Here is a 14,537-nt window from a genome sequence, read left to right as displayed (position 1 = left end):
GTTCCGGCTCGTCCTGTGGCTGAGAAACCGGCTTCCAGGAGGTCCAAGGTCATGAGTCAGGTCATCGTCATCGAGTTCATCACCCTCGACGGGGTCATCGACGACCCGGACGGGTCGGACGGCTCGCCGTGGGGAGGATGGGCCTTCCGCTACGGGCCCGAAGCCGTGGCCGGCGACAAGTTCGAGCTGGGCGAGGTGCTGGACACCGGAGTCATGCTGCTGGGCCGCGTCACCTGGCAGCTCTTCTCCCGCATCTGGTCCGCCAGACAGGACGAGTTCTCCCAGAAGATGAACGCCATCCCCAAGCTCGTCGCCTCACGATCGCTGGACGACGTCGAGAAGTGGAGCAACTCCACCCTCCTGCCGGGCGATCTGGTCGACGAGGTGTCCAAGCGCAGGCAGAGCCAGGATGTCGTGGTAGCCGGCAGCGCTAGCATCGTCGATGCGCTGCGGGCGGCCGACCTGGTCGATCAATACCGGCTGCTGGTCTTCCCGACGGTGCTCGGCCAGGGCCGGCGCCTGTTCGACCAGCCCGGCCGGCCCGTCGGCCTGAACCTCGCGGGCGCCGAAAGGACGGGCCAAGCCGTCCGCCTCGTCTACAACCGCGATTAGGAGACCGCCGATGAAGTACGCATTGCTGATCAACGAACGCCCCGGCGCTTACGACGGCCTCAGCGAGGACCAGCGCGCCGCCATCAGCGCCGAGTACATCGCGCTGATGAAGGATGAACGCATCCTCGGAGGCGAACGGCTCCAGCCGGCCGACACCGCGACCACCGTCCGGGTCGAGCACGGCGAACCGCTGCTGACCGACGGGCCGTTCGCCGACACCAAGGAGATCTTCGGCGGCTACTACCTCGTCGAGGCGATCGACCTCGACTCCGCGCTGGAACTCGCCGCCCGGATCCCGGCCGCCCGCCTCGGCGGGTCGGTCGAAGTACGGCCGCTGGTGGAGCGGTAGGCCGTGCTCGAGGAGGTCTTCCGCGACCAGTGGGCGCGCGTGGTGGCCGCCCTAGTGAGCTTCCTCGGCGACGTCGACCTCGCCGAGGAGGCCGCGCAGGAGGCGTTCGTCATCGCCGCCGAGCGCTGGGCGCGTGACGGGCCGCCGGCCAATCCGGGAGCCTGGCTCGTGGTGACCGGACGCAACCGGGCGATCGACCGTCTTCGTCGCGACCGCACCCGCACGGAGAAGACCCGGCTGCTGGATCATCCGATACCCGCGGAGATCACGATGGACGGGACGACGACGATCCCCGACGAACGCCTCGAACTCTTCTTCATGTGCTGTCACCCGGCGCTGGCGACCGAGGCCCAGGTCGCGCTCACCCTGCGCGCACTGGGCGGCCTGTCCACGCCGGAGATCGCCCGGGCGTTCCTGGTGAACGACGAGACGATGAAGCGCCGCCTCTCCCGCGCGCGCAACAAGATCCGGGTGGCGGCGATCCCGTTCGCGATCCCGCACGACCACCTCCTGCCCGGCCGCCTGAGAGCGGTCCTCGCGGTGCTGTACCTGATCTTCAATCAGGGGTACGGCGACGGCCGGGCCGACCTCGCGGCGGAGGCGATCCGGCTGGGCCGGACACTGCTCGACCTCATGCCCGACGAGCCTGAGGCTGTCGCGTTGCTGGCGCTGATGCTGCTGCACGACTCGCGTCGCGCGGCCCGCGTGCGCGACGGCGAGATCGTCCTGCTCCACGAGCAGGATCGCCGCCTGTGGGACACCGCCCAGATCGAAGAAGGGCGGGCACTGCTCGACCGCGCCATCAGGTTCGGTGCTCCCGGCGTCTACGCGGTGCAGGCGGCCATCGCCGCCCTGCAGACCGAGGAACGGATCGACTGGCCGGCCGTCGCCGCGCTCTATGGCCGGCTACGGGAACTGACGGGCTCCGCGATCGTCGAGCTCAACCGGGCCGTGGCGATCGCCGAGGTCGAGGGGCCGCGGGCGGCGCTGGCGATCGTCGACGCGCTCCACCTCGACGACTACCGCTACTTCCACTCCACCCGGGCCGAGCTCCTGCGGCGCCTCCACGACACCGCGGCGGCGCGAGCGGCGTACCGAAGAGCGCTCGACCTCACCACCACCGAGGCCGAGCGCCGCTTCCTCAACCGCCGCCTCACCGACCTGTGACCCACCTCGCCTCGCCTCCCCGAGCGTCGGCGCGGTAGGGCGACGGCCGGGCGAGCTCACCAGGAGCGGTGGAGGGCGGTGGCGAGGTCGTCGAGGTGTCCGGAGACCGGGCCCAGGGTGAGCAGGCCGCTGCCCGCCCCCGCCAGCTCCGCCGCCGCGGGGAGCAGCTCGGTGTGGGCGCGTTCCATCGTCGCCCGGTCGCCGACGGCGATGGCCGCTCGCGCGGCGAGGCACCACAGCGCCTCGTACAGCAGGTCGCGGGGTGGTTCCGGGACCAGGCGCAGTGCCGATGCGGCCGCGCCTGGACGGTCCTGGGCCAGCAGCACCAGGGGACGGGCCCACGGCTCGTACGGTCCCCAGTCAATGCCCTCGTCGGTCTGGGCGGGCCGTGCGTGCCGCAGGCGCAGGCACAGCAGCGCGAGCGGCAACAGCCCGGACCGCAGTCCGGGCATGCCGGCGCCGTCCAGCCGCGCGGCGGCGTCGCGATAGGCCGCCTCCGCCACCGGTGCCTGCTCGGTGGCGGCGAGCCGCAGTGCCCGGTACCACTGGGCGAACACGCCTGCCAGCGGCAGTTCGTGCCGTTCGGCCAGGCGGTCGGCGGAGGCCGCGTGCTCGTCGGCGCCGGGGAAGTCCGCGAGCGCGCTGCGGGCCTGAAGGCGGATGAGGTGCCCGAGCACCTCGAAGGTGACCAGGCCATGCCGGGCGGACAGGGCGATCAGCTCGGCGCCGAGCTCGTCCCGGCGCGGCGCCAGACCGGCCCGGTGGAAGGTCTGCATGAACACGCCGTTGAGAGCGAACGCCAGCAGCGCCGGATCGTCCAGGCGGCGGGCGATCTCCTCCGCCTGCGCTGCTGCCCGGGGCCCGCGCTCCGCGCGGGTGCCGCGTGACTCCAGGGCGATCGTGGCCAGCAGCCGGGCCCGCGCCGCCTGGTGCGCGGCGGATGGGAGGGCGGCCAGGGCGCGTTCGGCCGCCGCGACGATCTGGGCCGCCTGTTCAGGGTCGTCCGACCGGGTCCAGATCGCCGGTACGTCGTACGCGCCGATCACGCGGGCGGTCAACTCCGCGTCACCCAGCTCTTCCGCCGCGGCGACGGCCGTCAGGCGGTACCGGCGGGCCGCCTCCAGGCCGCCGCCCCCGGTCACCGCCAGATTACGCAGCAGGCCCACCGTCGACTCCAGCCGCGCCCGCGCGCCGGACGCCACGGTCCGGTCATAGGCGGCGGCCGTCTGCGCCCACACCCGGCCCGCCGCACCTGCCGGGTCGAGGTGGCCTGACTGGTGCAGGATGTCGCTCTCCAGGCCGCGCAGCGCCGGGCCGGGATCCACCCCCAACTGCTCGACCAGGAGCGTTCGTGCCCGGCGCAGCACCGCCAGCGCGTCACCCTGGCGGCCGGTACGGTACAGCGCGAGGGCCAGCAGCCGCCAGGCGTTCTCCCGCCAGGGGTGCTCGGCCACGTGCGCGTCCAGATCCGGCACCGCCTCGGCGGCAAGGCCCAGGGCCAGGCGTGCCTCGGCCCGGCGTTCCACCGCCTGCAGCCGCAGCTCCGCCAGACGGGAACGCTCCGCCCGGGCCCAGTCCTCCTCGGCGAACTCGGCGTAAGCAGGCCCGCGCCACCAGCCCAGCGCCTCCTCCAGCCGGGCGAGCACGCCTTCGGGTGGCAGCGTCGCGGCCACCGCCTGCTCGAACCGCCAGGCGTCCACCGCGTCCGGCTCCGCGCGCAGGGCGTACCCCGGCCCCTCGGTGACCAGCAGCCGGGCCGCGGTGCGCGGCGGGCGCTCGGGCTCCAGCGCGCGGCGCAGCGCGGCCACGAAGGTGCGTACCGCACCCACCGCGCCCGGCGGCGGATCGAGCCACAGGTCCTCGACCAGGCGGGAGACCGGGACGACGCGGCGGCGGGCGACGATCAGCCGGGCCAGCACCGCGCGGTGCCGCGGCCCCTTCAAGGCGATCGCGCCCCCGGCCTCGTCCCAAGCCGCCACCGGCCCCAGCACCCCGAACACCTTCCGTGTCATCGCCACCCCGGCCACGCTATAGCGCGCTCATCCGATGCTCATCGGCGCCCGGCAGGCTGGAGACCCCCGCTCACCTACGGAAAGGGCTCGACCATGCCGCCCGCCATCGCCGGCTTCGACTACCGGCGCGTCCCCGTCGCCGACGGCGTGTCCCTGAACGCGGCCGTCGCCGGCTCGGGCACGCCGATCGTGCTGCTGCACGGCTTCCCGCAGACCCACCTGATGTGGCGGCACGTCGCCGCCGACCTCGCGGCCGACCACATGGTGATCTGCCCCGACCTGCGTGGCTACGGCGCCAGCGACAAGCCCGCCGAGACCGGCGGCACCACCTACGCCAAGCGCACCATGGCCGCCGACATCCTCGCCCTGGCCCGCGCGCTGGGACATGAGCGCTTCGCGCTGGCCGGGCACGACCGCGGCGCCCTGGTCGCCTTCCGCGCCGCCCTCGATCACCCCGAGACGATCACGCACCTGGCCTGCCTCGACGTACTGCCGACCCTGGACATGTGGGACGTGATGCACGGCACCAGCGCCGCCGTCGGTTTCCACCTGTACCTGATGGCCCAGCCGCCGGGCCTGCCCGAGCAGCTGATCGCCGCCGCGTCGGACGCCTTCTTCGGCCACTTTCTCGACATCTGGACCACCGACCCGCAGGCGATCCCCACCGAGGTCCGGGCCGCCTACCTGGCCGCCTGCCGCGACGCGGTCCCCTCGATCGTGGCCGACTACCGCGCCTCCGCCGGCATCGACGTCGTCCACGACCAGGCCGACCAGGACGCCGGCAACCAGCTGCGGATGCCGGTCACCGTACTCCAGCAGGACTGGGGCGCCGCCCTCGGCTTCGACGCGGCCGCCCGGTGGCGCGCCTGGGCGCCCGACCTGCGGCATGACACGGTCACCTGCGGTCACTTCATGGCCGAAGAAGCCCCCGCCGACATCACCAAGGCCCTCCGCGACCTCCTCATCCGCTGAACAGCCGATATATTTCGGCATTCGATATATGCTGCCCGCGTGACCAAGATGACAGAGGCGACGTATTTCATCCTCGCCGCACTGCTGGAGAAGCCGCTCCACGGCTACGGGATCATCAAACGCGCGGGCGAGCAGTCCTCGGAACGCGTGAAGCTCGCCGTCGGCACCCTGTACGGCGCGCTCGATCGGCTCGCCGAGGCCGGACTGGTGGTGATCGACCGCGAGGAGATCGTCGACGGTCGGGCCAGACGCTACTACCGGATCACCGAAGAGGGCACGGCCGCGGTGCGCGCGGAGGCCGTGCGGCTCCAGAGCGCCGCGGCCGTCGTGACCAGCCAGATGACGGTGATGGGCACGTGACCGTCCTCCAACAACGCTACCGCCGCCTGCTCAAGGCCTATCCCCGTACCTACCGCGAGCAGCACGGCGAGGAACTCCTCAACACGCTGATGGAGGCAGCCGCCCCCGATGCCCGCCGTCCGGCGACCCGCGAAGCGCTCGCGCTCCTGGCCGGCGGCTTCGCCGCCCACGCCAGAGACGCCAGGTCCCGCGCGCCCTGGTGGGCGGACGGCCTGCATCTCGGCGTGCTGGCCGTGGCGACGACCACCTACGCCATGAAGGTCGACGTCCTGCCCCACCTGATCCGGCCGATCTGGACCGCTCTCGCGATCCTTCTGCTGGTGGCGATCACCCGCGGCCGGCTGCTGCTGGCGCTGCCACTCGCGACTGTGGCTGCCTTCCAGACCAGCGGCCTCTTGGGTCGGATGGGCGTCCCCCGTTTCGGGCCGGCCTACGTCGAGATGTCGAACGTGGTCCCCCATGTGGTGATCCTGGCCGGGCTGGCCGTCCTCGTCATTGGACGACGCGGGAAGGAGCTGCCCGCGCGGTCGTGGCTGTGGCTGCTCATCCCGGTGTTCTGCTGGACGCTGCAGTACGTCTACTTCCCCTTCCCGGAAGAACTGCCCTGGTTGCTGTTCCGGGCGGGCGTGGAGGTGCTGGCGCTGGGTGCCGTGCTCTGGGCCACGGTGGCGGCCAGGGACGCCAGGTGGTCACTCGCCGCCGCCATCTATATGATCCCGGGCCTGGCCTATTTGGCGGAGAACCTGCCCGCGCACGGCAGGAAGGGCTTCGCCTACTGGGGGCTGCTCACCCTGCTGGTGGTCGCTTCGGCGGTGGCGGCTCGCCGTACCAGACGGAAGATCTGACGGTCTGGGTGGACCTTGCCCTTGGGTGAAGGCGCACCATCGTGGTGCCGGTCGCCTGGCCGGTGCGAGGAGGGTGGGCATGGGGCTGCTGACGATCGGGGCGTTCGCCCGAGCCGCGCGGTTGTCGCCCAAGGCGTTACGGCTGTACGACGAGCTCGGGTTGCTCCGGCCGGCCGCGGTGGACGGGGAGTCGGGATACCGCTTCTACGATCCGTCGCAGTTGGAGCGGGCCCGGTTGATCGCGTGGCTGCGTCGGCTGGGCATGCCGTTGGCGCGCATTCGCCAGGTGTGCGACCTGGACCCGGCGGCGGCGGCCGAGCAGGTCGCCGGCTACTGGGCGCAGGTCATGGCCGAAACCGCGGTACGCGAACAGCTGGCCACCTTCCTCGTCGACTACCTGTCAGGAAGGGGCAGCGCCGTGGAGGACGCGCAGACCATGACCGGGATCCGTTACGCGGCCCGATCGGAGTCGGGACTGGTTCGCACCAGCAACGAGGACACCGCCTACGCCGGCACCCGGCTGCTGGCGGTGGCCGACGGAGTACGCGGGCCCGGCGGGAACCTCGCGAGCGCGGCGGCCATCGAGGCGCTCAAGCCGCTGGAGACGAAGGCCGTACCCGCCGGCGACCTGCTCGGCGCTCTCGCTGACGCGGTTCGCCATGCCGACCGGGTGATTCAGGACATCGCCGAGTCGACAGTGTCCGGGGAGGCGGTCACGACGCTGACCGCGATGCTGTGGTCGGGCTCCCAGCTGGCGCTGGCGCACATCGGTGACACACGGGCGTATCTCCTGCGCGACGGTGAGCTCTTCCAGATCACCCACGACCACACCTACGTGCAGGCGCTGGTCGACGAAGGCCGCCTCAGCCCGGAGGAGGCCGCTTCGCATCCGCAACGCTCGCTGCTGGCCCGTGCCCTCACGGGCAGGGGCGGGGCCCAGCCTGACCTGTCGTTGCACCCGGCCGCGGCCGGTGACCGCTATCTGTTGTGCTCCGATGGCCTGTCCACGGTCGTCCCGGCGGAGTCCCTGCGCGCTGTGCTGAGTGGTACAGACGGCCCTGAGCAGGTACTGGACGAGCTGGTCAAGCTGGTGTACGCCGCGGGCGCACCGGACAACGTCGCCTGTGTGGTCGCGGATGTGGTGACGCTGTGACCGCCGGCCGGGTCCGGTCCGGCGCGTTGGTCGTACGTTCCTTCGGCGCGTACACGCTCGACCGGCGTCCCCTGACGATCCCCGCCTACCGGCGCTTGTGGGCCGCCTCGGCCGTTTGCGCGGTCGGTGGCTCGTTCAGCGTGGTCACGGTGCCGACGCAGCTGTACACGCTGACCGGCTCGTCCGCGACCGTCGGCGTGGCGGCCGCGGTGTCGTTCGGCGCTCTGGTCGTCGCGTCGCTGTGGATCGGCACCCTCGCCGACCTCGTGGACCGGCGGCGGCTGCTGCTGGCCGCGCACTGTGGCCTCGCGCTGACCTACTTGGCGCTGTGGGTTCAGGCGGCGCTGGGCAGCCGCTCTGTCGCGGTCCTGCTGGTGCTGGTGGCCTGCCAGGGACTGGCCTTCGGGGCGATCATGGTGACGATGGGCGCCGCGGTGCCCCGCCTGGTGCCCGCTGACCTGCTGCCGGCGGCGAACGGTCTCAGCTCGCTCGTCCGCTACACCGGATCGATCATGGGTCCGCTGCTGGCGGGGGTGCTGATTCCGGTGGCCGGGCTCGGCACGCTCTACCTGTGCGACGCCGTCGCGCTGCTGGCCGTCATAGGCGCGGTGGTCACCTTGCCGCCGATCCTGCCCGGCGCCCGCCCGGAGCCGCGTGCACGATGGGGCTCAGCGGCTCTGGGCGGATTCCGCTACCTGCTCTCCAGCCGGGTGCTCGTGGCCGTGCTGGCGGTGGACCTCGCCGCGATGGTCTTCGCCATGCCGGCAGCGCTTCTCCCTGAACTGGCGCAACGCGCCTACGGCGGGCCCGCGGGAGGGGGCGTGGAGCTGGGGCTGCTCTACGCCGCTTACCCGGCCGGTGTCTTCGTGGCCGGACTGATGTCGGGGACGTTCACGCGCGCACGCCGTCACGGCGCCCTGATGGCTGCGGCCGCCGCGGCCTGGGGAGGGACCGTCGTGGTCCTCGGGCTGGCGGGACGACTCTGGCTCGCGCTGACGGCGCTCCTGCTCGGCGGTGCGGTCAACTTCGTGCTCAGCACCACCCGCAACGCCATCTGCCAGGCCTATACCGACGACGCCATGCGCGGCCGGATCCAGGGATCACTCACCATCGTCCTCATCGGCGGCCCGCAGCTCGCCAACCTGCTGCACGGGACCGCCGCGGCGGCATACGGTCTTCAGATGACGATCTGCGCCGGTGGACTGCTCGCCGCGATCACCGTGGCCGTGATCGTACGGATGGCGCCTCAGCTCTGGCGCTACACGGCCCCGGCCTCCAGCGACTATAGTTAGTTAGGTGACTGACTCGAAAAGTTCCCGGGTGCGGGCCGCGTCCGCCAAGCGGGAGCGGCTGATGGCCGCCGCCGCCAGGGTCGTGCATCAGCAGGGCGCGGAGCGCACCACCATCGCCGACATCGCCCACGCCGCCGACGTCCCCGTGGGCAACGTGTACTACTACTTCAAGACCAAGGACGATCTGGTCGCGGCCGCGCTGACCGAGCACGTCCGGCAACTGGGCCTGCTCACCGGCCAACTGGATCACCTTGACGACCCGAGGGAGCGGCTCAAGGGACTCGTGGCGGCGTGGGCGAGCCAGCGCGAGGTCGCGGCCCGCTACGGCTGCCCGACCGGGACGCTGGCCGCCGAGCTGGACAAGCGCACCGAGGGCGGCCTGGACGTGGCGGCGGGCAACGCCATCCGGGTGCTGCTGGACTGGGCCGAACGCCAGTTCCGCGAGCTCGGGCTGCCCGATCCCGACGGGCTCGCCCTGACGCTGGTGGGCGCCTACCAGGGCATGTCGCTGCTGGCCAACGCCCTGCGCGACCCCGACGTCATGACACGGCAGTGCGCCCGCCTGGTCGGCTGGCTGGACTCCCTGTCCGCCGACGGAAGCGCCGTCTAACCGATGCGGTAGCCCACGCCGGGGGTGGTGGTGATGATCGGGGGGTCGCCGAGTTTGCGGCGCAGGCGGCCGATGGTGACGGTCACGGTGTTGGTGAACGGGTCGGCGTGCTCGTCCCAGACCTGTTCCAGCAGGTCCTCGGTGCTGAGGAAGGCCGGGGTCGCGCGCAGAAGGGCTTCGAGCAGGGCGAACTCCTTGACCGACAGATCGAGCCGGTCGCCGTCGCGGGTGACCGTACGGCGGAGCGGGTCGAGTTCGAGGCCCGCCGCTCGCAGGACGCGGGCGCGGGCGGCGGGCCGGCGGCGGGCCAGGGAGCGGATGCGCAGGACCAGTTCGGGGAAGTGGAACGGCTTGGCGAGGTAGTCGTCGGCGCCCAGGGTCAGGCCGCTGACCCGGTCGCCCGGCGAGCCGGCCGCGGTCAGCATCAGGACCATGACCCGGTCGTCACGCTCGGTGATCATCTGGCAGAGGGTGTCGCCGTGGATCCCCGGCAGGTCCCGGTCGAGCACGACCACGTCGTAGGTGTTGAGGTCGAGTTTGGCCGCCGCCTCCAGCCCGTCGTACGCCACGTCCACGGCCATGCCCTGATCACCCAGGCCCTCGACGAGGACGGCGGCGAGGGCACGCGCGTCCTCGACCACCAGCACCCTCACGCCGCGACCCCCGCCCGCGCCGGCGCCAGAGGCAGCGAGATGGCGACCCGGAGGCCGCCCTCGGGCCGGGCGCGCAGGTCCAGGCCGCCGCCGTGCGCCGCGGCGATGGCCGCGACGATCGACAGCCCCAGCCCGGAGCCGTCGCCGGAGCCGGTCCGGTCCGTGCTGAGCCGCTGGAACGGCTGGGCCAGCCGCGCGACCTGCTCCTGATCGAGCACCTGCCCGCCCGTCTCCACCACGAGCAGCGCGCTCGCGCCGTCGGCGGTGGCGGACAGCCGGATCCAGCCGCCGTCGTGGTTGTGGGTGATCGCGTTGTCGATCACGTTGTCGGCCATGCGGGTCAGGAGCGTCCGGCTGCCCTGCGTCCAGGCGTCGTCATGGAGGTCGCCGTCGTGGACGGTCAGGTTCTTGGCCGTGATGTCGGCGGCCCGGCCGACCAGGGCGGCGGACACCACGCGGCCGAGCGAGAGCGTCGCCCGGTCGGCCAGGGCGCCGTGCTGGGTGCGGGCGAGCATGAGGAAGCCTTCCAGAAGCCGGTCCACCTGGTCGAGTTCGGTGCGGATCCGGTCGGCCAGCGCGAGCGTCTGCGCCGGTACGGGCTCCGGCTTGGCCACGGCCACGTCCAGCGAGGCCCGCATGGTCGCCAGCGGGGTACGCAGCTCGTGGGAGGCGTTGGCGACGAAGCGGCGCTGCGCGGCGAAGGAGCCCTCCAGGCGCTCCAGCAGCCCGTCGATGGTGTCGGCCAGGTCCTTCACCTCGTCGGCGGGGCCCGGCGCGGCCAGCCGCTCGTGCAGGTTGTCGGCGGAGATCCGCCGCGTGGTCGCGGTGATCGTCCGCAGTGGTCGCAGCACCCGGCCCGCGACGATCCGGCCCAGCACGGCCGACACCACGGCCATGACGGCGAGCGCGACCGCCGAGCCGATCAGGAGCTGGCGCGCCTGGAGCGCCTGTATCTCCGACAGCTGGCTCTGGAGCCGGCCGATGAGCTCCTGGGCGGCCCCGAGTGTCAGCTGCTCGCCCGGCGGCGTCTCGGTGGGGGAGTTGATCCGCGACCCGAGGCTCACGAGGTTGGTGATGACCAGCAGCCCGACGCCGGACAGCAGGAACAGGGCACCGTACAGGGCGGTGAAGCGCAGCCGTACGGTGCGGCCGGTCAGTGCCAGGCGTCGCAGCTTCCTCATCGCTCCAGGATGCCGTGCCGGACCTAACAACGGCATGACAGCCTCCGTTCGGCCCACGTTATGGCCACGTCCGTAGAACCGAACCCATGCAAGCAACCATCGAAGTCGCCGGGCTGCGTAAGCGGTTCGGCCAGACCATGGCGCTGGACGGGATGTCCTTCGCCGTGACGCCGGGGCAGGTCACCGGTTTCGTCGGCCCGAACGGCGCGGGCAAGTCCACCACGATGCGGGTGATCCTCGGCCTGGACGCGGCCGACGCCGGCACCGCGCTGGTGGGCGGGCGGCCGTACACCGGTCTGCGGAACCCACTACGTCACGTCGGCGCGCTGCTGGACGCCTCGGCCCTGCAGCCCAGCCGTACCGCCCGCAACCATCTGCTGTGGCTGGCCCACTCCCAGGGCCTGGGCGCCGGACGCGTCGATGAGGTGATCGAGCAGGTCGGGCTCGGCTCGGCGGCCCAGCGCAAGGCGGGTGGCTTCTCCCTGGGCATGCGCCAGCGGCTCGGCATCGCCGCCGCGCTGCTCGGCGACCCGCCGGTGCTCATGCTCGACGAACCGTCCAACGGCCTCGATCCCGAGGGCATCATCTGGATGCGCGGGTTCCTGCGGTCGCTGGCCGCCGAAGGCCGCGCCGTGCTGGTGTCCAGCCATCTGATGAGCGAGCTCGAGGACACCGCCGACCACCTCGTGGTGGTGGGGCGCGGCCGGGTGGTCGCCGACACCAGCGTGGCCGGCCTGCTCGCGACCGCCTCCGGAGGCCGGGTCACCCTGCGGACCTCGGCGCCGTCGGAGGCGATGGCGGCGCTGACGCCGGCCGGGGCCACCGTGACCGCCACCGGCCGCGACACCCTGACCGTGACCGGTCTGGCGGGCGAGCACATCGTGGCGCTCCTCAACCGGTACGCCGTGCCGTTCTCGGAGGTGTCGGCGCATCGCGCGACGCTCGAGGAGGCGTACCTGGAGCTGACCCGGGACGCCGTCGAGTTCCGCGCCACCGGGCAGGAGGCGGCGCGATGAGCACCACCGCTCCTCACCGGGCCGGGCGTGGCGGCTTCGCGCGGCTGCTGCGCGCCGAATGGACCAAGTTCCGGACGGTCCGCGGCTGGGTGCTCGCCATGGCGGGCGCGGCGCTGGTCACCGTCCTGCTCGGGCTGCTGTCCGCCTCGGGCAGCCACCAGTCGTGCGGCGGTGTCTGTCCCGCCGTCCCGGTGGGGCCGGGCGGCGAAGCGGTGGAGGACAAGTTCTACTTCGTCCACCGGCCGCTGGAGGGGGACGGCAGCATCACCGTACGCGTGACCTCCATGACCGGCCAGATCCGCCTGCCCGACATCAACCCGGGCAACCGGCGCGTGATCTCCGGGGTCGTGCCGTGGGCGAAGGCCGGAATCATGATCAAGGAGAGCATGAAGCAGGGCTCCGCCTATGCGGCGGTGATGGTCACCGGCAAGCACGGGGTGCGGATGCAGCACGACTTCACCCAGGACGTGGCCGGCCGCCCGGGCGGCGTCTCGAAGCAGTCCCCGCGCTGGCTGCGACTCACCCGCTCCGGCGAGGAGCTCACCGGCTACGAGTCCACCGACGGCCGGCAGTGGACCGAGGTCGGCACCGCGCGCCTGACCGGACTGCCGGCCGCGGTGCAGGTCGGGCTCTTCGCCGCCTCTCCGGGCGACCTGACGGTGACGCCGGGCGATTTCGGCGGGTCCAGCGCGGCCTCGCGCTTCGCCGAGGCCACCGCGGTCTTCGACCAGGTCAGCCTCCAGGGGCCGGTCGGCGGCGATGCGTGGCGGCCCGACGATGTCGGAGTCACCCTGAATCCCGACGGGTCGGCGCACCACCCGGGCGGGTTCAAGGAGTCCGGCAGCACGTACACCGTGACGGGGGTCGGCGACATCGCGCCCCTGTCGGACGGCCAGCAGATCGAGAACACCCTCACCGGCGCGCTGACCGGGCTGATCGTGGTGATCGTGGTGGCGGTCATGTTCATCACCGCCGAATACCGGCGCGGCCTGATCCGCACCACCCTGCTCGCCGGGCCGCGGCGCGGACGGACGCTCGCGGCCAAGGCCCTCGCGATCGGCACGGTCACCTTCGTCACCGGACTGGCCGCCGCCACGGCCGCGGTCACGTTCGGCGGGCAGGTCCTGCGCGCCAACGGCAACTACATCCTCCCGGTGACCGCGTTCACCGAACTACGCGTCATCGTCGGCACGGCGGTGCTGTTCGCGGCCGCCGCCGTCCTCGCCCTCGCCGTGGGCACGCTGTTCCGGCGCAGCGTTCCCGCGGTCATCGCCGCCATCGTGGTGATCGTCGTCCCCTACATCCTCGCGACCGCCTCCGTCCTGCCCGCGAGCGCGGCGCAATGGCTGCTGCGGCTCACCCCGGCCGCCGGCTTCGCGATCCAGCAGAGCATTCCCGAGTACGCGCACGTGCTCGGCGACTACGCTCCGTCGGCCGGCTACTACCCGCTGGCACCCTGGGCCGGCCTCGCCGTGCTCTGCGGCTACGCCGCGCTCGCGCTCGGCCTGGCCGTCTTCCAACTCCGTCGGAGGGACGCATGAGACAACAGCTTTACGCGGAGTGGACGAAACTCCGTACCGTGGCGGGCACCGGCTGGCTGCTGCTCGGGCTCGTCACGCTCACCGTCACCGTGAGCGTCGTGGCCGCCGCCGCGGTGTCCTGCACGTCGGCCGGGTGTGACTACGACCCGGCCAAGATCAGTCTTTTCGGCGTCCAGGTGGGCCAGGCGATGGTCGCCATCCTGGCCGTACTGGCGATCAGCGGCGAGTACAGCACCGGCATGATCCGCACCACTCTGACGGCGAGGCCGCGCCGGGTCACCGTCCTGGCCGCCAAGGCGGCCGTCGTCACCGGGCTGACGCTGGCCGGGGGCAGCGTCGCCGTGCTCGCCTCGATGGCGGTCGGGCGGCGGGTCCTGCTCGACAACGGCTTCACCCGTGGTCCCGGCACTCCGATGCTGTCGCTGGCCGAGGGGCCCATGCTGCGCGCCGCTTTCGGCTCGGTCCTCTACCTCGCGCTGATCGCCCTGCTCAGCCTCGGCGTCGCCGCCGCCGTACGGGACTCGGCGACGGCGATCGGAGCCGTGCTCGGCCTGCTCTATGTCCTGTCGATCCTGCCCTTCATGATCGCCGACCCGGCCTGGCAGAAGCTCCTCTGGCAGCTCTCGCCGATGAACGCCGGGCTCGCCATCCAGGCCACCACCCACCTGTCCACCCTGCCCCTCAGCCCATGGGCGGGGCTCGGCGTACTCGCCGCATGGGCCGCCGCCGCGCTCCTGGGCGGCGGGTTGCTGCTGCGGCTGCGCGACGCGTGAC

The 14,537-nt window shown here is 72.4% G+C and carries 15 protein-coding genes; 12 read left to right on the top strand and 3 right to left on the bottom strand.

Annotated features, from left to right (window positions below; translation table 11 throughout):
* Window positions 1-51 precede the first annotated feature (51 nt).
* From ACGFNP_RS52985 to ACGFNP_RS52975, 3 genes are read left to right on the top strand one after another with little or no spacing between them, the layout of a single operon-like run.
* Complete coding sequence (locus ACGFNP_RS52985; protein ID WP_393331533.1) at window positions 52-612, top strand: dihydrofolate reductase family protein; 561 nt, start codon at window positions 52-54, stop codon at window positions 610-612.
* A gap of 10 nt (window positions 613-622) precedes the next feature.
* Window positions 623-961, top strand: coding sequence for a YciI family protein (locus ACGFNP_RS52980; protein ID WP_393331531.1), 339 nt, complete (start codon window positions 623-625; stop codon window positions 959-961).
* Between the two features lie 3 nt (window positions 962-964).
* A complete protein-coding gene (locus ACGFNP_RS52975; protein WP_393331528.1) occupies window positions 965-2,128 on the top strand; it encodes an RNA polymerase sigma factor in 1,164 nt (387 codons plus the stop codon).
* Window positions 2,129-2,184: 56 nt separating this feature from the next.
* On the opposite strand, the gene ACGFNP_RS52970 is transcribed toward ACGFNP_RS52975, so the two are convergent.
* On the bottom strand, window positions 2,185-4,140 hold the full coding sequence (locus ACGFNP_RS52970; protein ID WP_393331898.1) for a BTAD domain-containing putative transcriptional regulator: 1,956 nt from the start codon (window positions 4,138-4,140) through the stop codon (window positions 2,185-2,187).
* A 93-nt stretch (window positions 4,141-4,233) separates the two neighbouring features.
* On the opposite strand from ACGFNP_RS52970, the gene ACGFNP_RS52965 reads away from it, so the two are divergent.
* The 6 genes from ACGFNP_RS52965 (at window position 4,234) to ACGFNP_RS52940 (ending at window position 9,372) form a co-directional block, all read left to right on the top strand.
* Window positions 4,234-5,112 (top strand): alpha/beta hydrolase, encoded by an 879-nt coding sequence (locus ACGFNP_RS52965; protein ID WP_358321238.1) that lies wholly within the window; start codon window positions 4,234-4,236, stop codon window positions 5,110-5,112.
* Between the two features lie 48 nt (window positions 5,113-5,160).
* Window positions 5,161-5,472, top strand: coding sequence for a PadR family transcriptional regulator (locus tag ACGFNP_RS52960; RefSeq protein WP_358322194.1), 312 nt, complete (start codon window positions 5,161-5,163; stop codon window positions 5,470-5,472).
* The gene (locus tag ACGFNP_RS52955) at window positions 5,469-6,317 is read left to right on the top strand and encodes a hypothetical protein (protein ID WP_393331524.1); all 849 of its coding nucleotides are present in this window, start codon (window positions 5,469-5,471) and stop codon (window positions 6,315-6,317) included. Before ACGFNP_RS52960 ends, ACGFNP_RS52955 begins: the two co-directional genes overlap by 4 nt.
* Before the next feature lie 79 nt (window positions 6,318-6,396).
* Entirely contained in the window at window positions 6,397-7,470 is a 1,074-nt protein-coding gene (locus ACGFNP_RS52950; RefSeq protein ID WP_358321233.1) for a MerR family transcriptional regulator, read from the top strand.
* Entirely contained in the window at window positions 7,467-8,762 is a 1,296-nt protein-coding gene (locus ACGFNP_RS52945; RefSeq protein WP_393331521.1) for an MFS transporter, read from the top strand. The genes ACGFNP_RS52950 and ACGFNP_RS52945 overlap by 4 nt, the downstream gene beginning before the upstream one ends.
* A 4-nt stretch (window positions 8,763-8,766) precedes the next feature.
* Entirely contained in the window at window positions 8,767-9,372 is a 606-nt protein-coding gene (locus ACGFNP_RS52940; RefSeq protein ID WP_358321227.1) for a TetR/AcrR family transcriptional regulator, read from the top strand.
* Here ACGFNP_RS52940 and ACGFNP_RS52935 read toward each other — a convergent pair.
* Window positions 9,369-10,025, bottom strand: coding sequence for a response regulator transcription factor (locus ACGFNP_RS52935; protein WP_358321224.1), 657 nt, complete (start codon window positions 10,023-10,025; stop codon window positions 9,369-9,371). The two genes, ACGFNP_RS52940 and ACGFNP_RS52935, sit on opposite strands and share 4 nt — an antisense overlap.
* A complete protein-coding gene (locus tag ACGFNP_RS52930) occupies window positions 10,022-11,206 on the bottom strand; it encodes an ATP-binding protein (RefSeq protein ID WP_393331517.1) in 1,185 nt (394 codons plus the stop codon). Before ACGFNP_RS52930 ends, ACGFNP_RS52935 begins: the two co-directional genes overlap by 4 nt.
* Before the next feature lie 86 nt (window positions 11,207-11,292).
* On the opposite strand from ACGFNP_RS52930, the gene ACGFNP_RS52925 reads away from it, so the two are divergent.
* The 3 genes from ACGFNP_RS52925 to ACGFNP_RS52915 are packed head-to-tail and all read left to right on the top strand — an operon-like array spanning window position 11,293 to window position 14,536.
* The gene (locus ACGFNP_RS52925; protein ID WP_358321219.1) at window positions 11,293-12,222 is read left to right on the top strand and encodes an ATP-binding cassette domain-containing protein; all 930 of its coding nucleotides are present in this window, start codon (window positions 11,293-11,295) and stop codon (window positions 12,220-12,222) included.
* Window positions 12,219-13,763: an ABC transporter permease subunit gene (locus ACGFNP_RS52920; RefSeq protein WP_393331513.1), complete on the top strand. Its 1,545-nt coding sequence runs from the start codon at window positions 12,219-12,221 to the stop codon at window positions 13,761-13,763. The genes ACGFNP_RS52925 and ACGFNP_RS52920 overlap by 4 nt, the downstream gene beginning before the upstream one ends.
* A complete protein-coding gene (locus ACGFNP_RS52915; RefSeq protein WP_358321214.1) occupies window positions 13,760-14,536 on the top strand; it encodes an ABC transporter permease in 777 nt (258 codons plus the stop codon). Before ACGFNP_RS52920 ends, ACGFNP_RS52915 begins: the two co-directional genes overlap by 4 nt.
* Window position 14,537: the final 1 nt, after the last annotated feature.

It is taken from the genome of Nonomuraea sp. NPDC049269 (genome assembly GCF_043197155.1).
In the GTDB taxonomy this organism is placed as follows: domain Bacteria; phylum Actinomycetota; class Actinomycetes; order Streptosporangiales; family Streptosporangiaceae; genus Nonomuraea.
The sequence above is the reverse complement of the archived record's forward strand: the minus strand, read 5'-3'. Positions and strand labels throughout refer to the sequence as shown.

Coding starts and splice junctions, on each gene's coding strand:
- ACGFNP_RS52925 (WP_358321219.1), top strand. CDS start 11,293: ATGCAAGCAACCATCGAAGTCGCCGGGCTGCGTAAGCGGTTCGGCCAG.
- ACGFNP_RS52960 (WP_358322194.1), top strand. CDS start 5,161: ATGACAGAGGCGACGTATTTCATCCTCGCCGCACTGCTGGAGAAGCCG.
- ACGFNP_RS52965 (WP_358321238.1), top strand. CDS start 4,234: ATGCCGCCCGCCATCGCCGGCTTCGACTACCGGCGCGTCCCCGTCGCC.
- ACGFNP_RS52985 (WP_393331533.1), top strand. CDS start 52: ATGAGTCAGGTCATCGTCATCGAGTTCATCACCCTCGACGGGGTCATC.
- ACGFNP_RS52930 (WP_393331517.1), bottom strand. CDS start 11,206: ATGAGGAAGCTGCGACGCCTGGCACTGACCGGCCGCACCGTACGGCTG.
- ACGFNP_RS52920 (WP_393331513.1), top strand. CDS start 12,219: ATGAGCACCACCGCTCCTCACCGGGCCGGGCGTGGCGGCTTCGCGCGG.
- ACGFNP_RS52915 (WP_358321214.1), top strand. CDS start 13,760: ATGAGACAACAGCTTTACGCGGAGTGGACGAAACTCCGTACCGTGGCG.
- ACGFNP_RS52950 (WP_358321233.1), top strand. CDS start 6,397: ATGGGGCTGCTGACGATCGGGGCGTTCGCCCGAGCCGCGCGGTTGTCG.
- ACGFNP_RS52980 (WP_393331531.1), top strand. CDS start 623: ATGAAGTACGCATTGCTGATCAACGAACGCCCCGGCGCTTACGACGGC.
- ACGFNP_RS52970 (WP_393331898.1), bottom strand. CDS start 4,140: ATGACACGGAAGGTGTTCGGGGTGCTGGGGCCGGTGGCGGCTTGGGAC.